A 6,065-nucleotide genomic window follows, 5' to 3' on the forward strand; every position below is an offset into this window, starting at 1 on the left:
AGACTAAAATCCACTTTGTCATATCTAAAGTGGAATTTAACTTTTCACTTTAGAAATGCATAAGTTATTTTAAAATTATGTTGTGTTTATGAGCTTTTTATGATAATATTTGCTATGCAATGTATTAAATTAATCGAAGGAGGTTAAAAATATGTTTGAAACAATTTTAAAGGTTGCTATGGTTATTATTTCCGTTGCTCTTATTATATTATGTTTATTACAAAGTGGAAAATCAGATGATATTGTTAATGCATTAACTGGTCAAAGTTCAAATCTTTTTGCTGAACAAAAAGAACGTGGTGTTGATTTAGTGATGTCTAGAATGACAATGATTTTGAGTATTGCCTTCTTCGTGATCGCAATTCTACTACGTATGAATTAATGAATAATAGGACGCAAGGCGTCCTATTTTTTTTGGAGGTGAGAAGATGAAAGAAAGAATTTTGGATATATTAAAAGATAAAGAAAGATCAATTCATGAATTACAACATGTATTAGATCTAAATAATAGTGAAGGTTTTACAGTTTTGCTTAAAGCTTTAAATCAATTAGAAGATGAGGGTAAAATTGTAAGAAATGATAAAAATGAATATTTATTAATAGAAAATTCTAATTATATTGTAGGTGTTTTACACATTAATAAAAGAGGTTTTGGTTTTGTCATTATTGATGAAGAAAGTGATGATATTTTTATTTCTTCAAGAGATTTAAAAGATGCTTTTAATATGGATACAGTCATGGTTGAACTTAAAAAGCATCAAACAGGATCGCGTCAAGAAGGTAGAATTGTTAAAGTTATTGAAAGAGGACAAACAAGACTTGTTGGGCTGTTGAAAAACGCTAAAAGAGAACTTGTCTTTGATGCGGATGATCAAAAGTTTACACAACCTATTTATATAGATCATGCACATAGTCATGGTGCAGTAGCTGGACATAAAGTTGTTGTTGAAATTAAAACGTATAAACCTTATTTAAAAGGAAATGTCGTAGAAATTTTAGGACATGTAGGAGATCCAGGGGTTGATATTTTATCTGTTGTTTCTCAACATGAAGCACATGTTGAATTTCCTAAAGAAGTTTATGAACAAATCGAATCAATTGAAAATGACATTGATCAAGAAGAAGCTAAAACAAGAACTGATTTAAGAAATGAAACGATTGTTACGATTGATGGTGATGATGCCAAGGACTTAGATGATGCAATTTCTTTAAGAAGATTAAAGAATGGAAATTATTATTTAGGGGTACATATTGCTGATGTTTCTTATTATGTAGAAGAAGGATCTGAATTAGATAAAGAAGCACTTGCAAGAGGAACTTCTATTTATTTAGTGGATCGTGTTATTCCAATGCTTCCTCATAAATTATCTAATGGAATTTGTTCACTCAATCCTCATGTGGATCGTTTTGCAATTTCATGTTTTATGGAAATTACCCCTCAAGGGGAAGTCATTGATCATGATATCGTTGAATCAGTTATTAATTCAACTGAAAGAATGACTTATAATAATGTTAATAAAATACTTGCAGGGGATAAAAAACTACAAGAAGAGTATAGCCATGTATGTGATTTATTTTTCTTAATGAAAGAACTTGCTGAAATTTTACAAAAAACAAGAGAAGATCGTGGAGCAATCGATTTTGATACAAATGAAGCTAAAGTATTAGTTGATGAAAAAGGTAAACCAACAGATGTTGTTTTAAGACAACGTGGAGAAAGTGACCGTATTATTGAATCATTTATGTTAGTTGCTAATGAAACAGTTGCAAAACATTTTAAATGGCTTGATTTACCATTTATCTATCGTGTTCATGAAAATCCTAAGGTAGATAAATTAAGAAAATTCTCTACAATTTCTAGAACTCTAGGTTATACAATAAAAGGTTCGTTAGAAGATATTCATTCTAAAGAATTAAGTAAAATCGTTGAAGCAAGTAAAGGAACAGATGAACATGTGATTATTTCTACATTACTTCTTCGTTGCATGGCAAAGGCAAGATATGATGAACAATGTTTAGGACATTTTGGTTTAGCAGATGAATATTATACACATTTTACATCACCAATTAGACGTTATCCTGATTTAATGGTTCATCGTTTGATACGTACGTATTTATTTAAAAAGAAATTAGATCAAGAAACTCTTTTCCATTTTGCTTCTATTATGCAAAATGTTGCTGATCAAGCTTCTTCGCTTGAAAGAAAAGCAATTGATATTGAACGTGAAGTAGATGATATGAAGATGGCTGAATATATGGAAGACCATATTGGTGAAACTTTTGAAGGAATTGTTTCTTCAATTACAAACTTTGGTATGTTTGTTGAACTTCCAAATACGATTGAAGGATTAATTCGTATGGAAGATCTTGTAGATGATTTCTATTATTTTGATGACATAAATCTACAATTAATTGGAAAAAGAACTGGAAGACGATTTAAGATGTCTGATAAAGTCAAAATTAAGGTTTCAGCTGCTTCAAAAAGAGAAAAAACAATAGATTTTCAAATTGTTGGTATGAAATCTAACAAAAAGAAGAAAAAAACTGTTATAATAAATAAGCGACGAGATAGAAAGCCAAAACAAAAGTTTAAAAGAAAAAGAAGATAGAAAAGGTGGTGATATGTATGAAGATCATTTCTCAAAATAAAAAAGCACATCATGATTATTTCTTGTTAGATACTTATGAAGCAGGTATTGAATTAAAAGGAACTGAAATTAAATCTGTGCGTTTAGGTAATGTGAATTTAAAAGATTCTTTTGTAAGAATCAAAAATAACGAAGTTTATGTAGAAAACATGCATATCGCTCCTTATGATCATGGAAATATCTTTAATCATGAAGCAAGAAGAACAAGAAAACTCTTGCTTCATAAAAAAGAAATCCTTAAAATAACTAATAAGTTAAAAGAAGGTGGCTTAACTGTCGTACCTACTAAAATGTATTTTAGTGGATCTAAAGCTAAATTAGAAATTGCGCTTGCTAAAGGTAAAAAGCTTTATGATAAACGTAATGATCTAAAAGAAAAAGCTGCAAAAAGAGATATCGAAAAGTCTCTTAAAAATTACTACTAATCTGGGGATGTCTTGGATTCGACAGGGGTATGTTTGACCTTAGCTGCAGTCGTTGGAGTACGTTAAACTCAAACAAAAAATAACTGGAAACAGACAAACTAATTACGCTTTCGCTTAGTCGACATAGACATGAAAGCTGCTAACATTTAGTGAGCCTATAGCTATTTGTTAGTATTATAACTTTTAGGATAAGGGTTGAAGGAGTCTTGACTTTAACCACGAAAATTTAAAGAATCGCTTGGTGTAAAATTGTTCGTTGATTGTAGCCAAGTTAAATTATTCAATGGACTAAACTGTAGACGCTTTGGAGGAATTGCTTTTGGACGCGGGTTCGATTCCCGCCATCTCCACCAAAATTAAGAGTTAAAATGGATGTCATCGAAAAAATACCGATGAAATCAACGTTTTTTAAGATATTTCAAACAATCAAAAAATAGCGATTTACGTGGATGTCACCCATATAAAAGGGTGTCACTACCTAAAAATCGCTATTTTTTACTTCAGAGATGAGGTAAAATGGATGTCATTAAAAGAAAGCAGGAAACCAAATGAAATTTTATATTAACAACAAGGAATTAAGTGAAAAAGTATTTTGGAGAACACTAGAATCATTAGTAAGTCCAATGCAAAGAGTACATATCTTGGATGGAATGAAAGTGAAGATTGCTGATTATTTATGTTGGATAGAAATTGTTTAATTGACTTAGAAAGGAAACAAATATGAAAGATAATATGTACATGTTGCTTATAAGGCAAGCATATTCTATTTTGCATGATAATAATTTTTTTAAGGATAATCTTTATTTGATACAGACTGATTGGGAAGGATTATCAGAATATAATTATAAAAGACTGGACAATGATTTAAAAGCAATTAGGCAGGATTTGTCAAAGATAATCTTAACATTTACGATTATTGACAAAACTTACTCTAAATATCAGCAAAGTGGATTATATGAATTTTCATCTATTAGTTTAGAAAATGAACTTGGCATTTATATAGAATATCTTTTTTTTAAATATCGAGTGATTTTAGAATATATTCAAGATATTTTAGATATTTGTATTACTCGCAGACTGAATGATAGTGAAATAAAAGAATATTCAAAGAAAAAAAAGTATGAAAAATTTGAATATCTTTTGGAATATATATCTAATAACAATCAAAAAAATAGTGTTTTGAATATTAAATGGTTTCAAAGTTTGAGAGTGGATAGAAATGCTTTGGTTCACAAAGGTGCATCTTGTTTAGTGATTTTAGACAATAATCATTTATTATTTAAAGTATGGGCAATTGATGAATTAGAAAAAGAAGAAATTGAATTAGACCATTTTTATACAAATGATTATAATTTTATTTATTATAATAAATATTGGGGATTACAAATAGCAAGATTAATTGTTTTGATTAAAACTATTTTTCAATTTTTAATGAATATTGGTGAGATAACGGATGAAATGAATGCTGTAAGTGATCATATAAATAATATGTTATTTGATAAAAGGCAATATAAAGATGATGAAAAAATAGATGTTTTATTTAAAATTTTGGAAAACGCAATGAAGGAGATGATGTAAATTGTGAAAAAGTTTAATAATAAAAGTTACGAAGCTTTAGTTAATGATTTGATAGGCGATTCATTTTATTGTGGTATATCTTATAGAGGGAGAGTTGCAAAAATTAGACAATATACAGAAGTAATTGTTAGAAAACTTATTGATTATGATCCGGATAAACGTATTACATTAGGTAAGCATTGTATTGAAAAAAGAATTCATTCAATTCCTAATTATTGTTTCATTAAAGACTCATTAGAAAATATCAGAAATTATGGTAACGATGATAGTCATACTCAGAAAAGAGATGTAGTGACGGAGGATGAATATAATAGAGTAGTGGATAGTTTATTTAATATGTTATCTATTTTATTAATTAATTACTTTGATAAATACAAATTTGGGTCAAATGAAGAAGTAATGTTTTCTTTTTCACTTTTACCACCAATAATAAGATATAAGGTATTAAATTACTTATATGAAAAGGATTCTGAAAATATTTCTGTTATAGATAAATTGGTTTTATCAATTATGAAAGCATATGATATTGATACTGCAAAAAAATGGATTGAAAAAGAAAAAGAAAATTTGATTTTGAAAAAAGCTATTACGGATAATGCATATAATGATTTAATAGAAAAAATGGGACAGTTGGGTCATCATATATATGAAAATATTATTCCAAATATGTATGAATCATGTAAACAGAAAATATTATCCTTTGAAAAAAATAATATGGAAAAAAACAAACTCTATTTAGATTTTGAAAGTGCGTTACCTTATTATAAAGAAAACGGAGTCTTATCTAAAGACGATGAAGAATCTAATGAATTTAACGACATAATGTATTTTTTATATATGGGTAGAAAAGAACAAATAAAGAAAGAATTATCTTTTAATGTATTGGATTAATATGTAGAAGATGATAAATAATATCTTACTTTAGATAGTAGATCAAAAAGATTTACTATCTTTTTTTATGAAAGAAGGTGGTACAATGAAAGAAATAATCATATCTATTGTTTCAATGCAAATTGGTGCATTTATAGGAATTGCTACAATGTGCTTTTTCCAAATCAATAAAAGTAATGGTAGCTCTGATAAGCAATAAATACAAGTATAGACTTTGTACAAATTTAATGATGATAATGAGTAGAGGAGATGAGAATATATGAAAAAAAGCAATATTATAGTTTTAGCGTTATCTACACTGTTGGTTGTTTGTAATGCACTACCAATGAACAACCATGTAGAAAACAAAAAAGAAGTAGTTATTTCACAAAAAGAGGCATCAAAAAAGAAATCAAAGAAAAAAGATGTATCCAAAGATAAAAACAATGAAAGTGATGAAACTGTAAATGATACATCCAAACAAACAACAGAAGAAAATACGATTCAGGAAGATCAAGAATCTGTAAAAAGTGATGTGCAAACT

Annotated in this window: 7 protein-coding genes and 1 other RNA gene; all 8 read left to right on the top strand. The window is 28.1% G+C overall.

Features of this window, described 5'->3' with window-relative positions:
* Nucleotides 1-151 precede the first annotated feature (151 nt).
* Entirely contained in the window at nucleotides 152-382 is a 231-nt protein-coding gene (gene secG / locus LJD32_RS14305; RefSeq protein ID WP_022001041.1) for a preprotein translocase subunit SecG, read from the top strand.
* Nucleotides 383-428: 46 nt separating this feature from the next.
* Nucleotides 429-2,609, top strand: a complete 2,181-nt coding sequence (rnr, locus tag LJD32_RS14310; RefSeq protein ID WP_227392736.1) for a ribonuclease R — start codon at nucleotides 429-431, stop codon at nucleotides 2,607-2,609.
* 17 nt (nucleotides 2,610-2,626) lie between these two features.
* A complete protein-coding gene (gene smpB, locus LJD32_RS14315) occupies nucleotides 2,627-3,073 on the top strand; it encodes an SsrA-binding protein SmpB (protein WP_032089679.1) in 447 nt (148 codons plus the stop codon).
* A 3-nt stretch (nucleotides 3,074-3,076) separates the two neighbouring features.
* Nucleotides 3,077-3,426, top strand: a transfer-messenger RNA (tmRNA) gene (gene ssrA, locus LJD32_RS14320).
* Between the two features lie 195 nt (nucleotides 3,427-3,621).
* Nucleotides 3,622-3,771, top strand: coding sequence for a hypothetical protein (locus LJD32_RS14325; RefSeq protein ID WP_022000981.1), 150 nt, complete (start codon nucleotides 3,622-3,624; stop codon nucleotides 3,769-3,771).
* A 22-nt stretch (nucleotides 3,772-3,793) separates the two neighbouring features.
* Nucleotides 3,794-4,651 carry a hypothetical protein gene (locus LJD32_RS14330; RefSeq protein ID WP_227392737.1) on the top strand — a complete coding sequence of 286 codons (858 nt, stop codon included), beginning with the start codon at nucleotides 3,794-3,796 and terminating at the stop codon, nucleotides 4,649-4,651.
* A 3-nt stretch (nucleotides 4,652-4,654) separates the two neighbouring features.
* Complete coding sequence (locus LJD32_RS14335; protein ID WP_227392738.1) at nucleotides 4,655-5,542, top strand: hypothetical protein; 888 nt, start codon at nucleotides 4,655-4,657, stop codon at nucleotides 5,540-5,542.
* Between the two features lie 259 nt (nucleotides 5,543-5,801).
* Nucleotides 5,802-6,065: hypothetical protein (locus LJD32_RS14340; RefSeq protein WP_227392739.1), on the top strand; the 264-nt coding region annotated here is incomplete at its 3' end.

The organism is Faecalibacillus sp. TM498 (assembly GCF_020589955.1).
Classification (GTDB): domain Bacteria; phylum Bacillota_I; class Bacilli_A; order Erysipelotrichales; family Coprobacillaceae; genus Faecalibacillus; species Faecalibacillus intestinalis.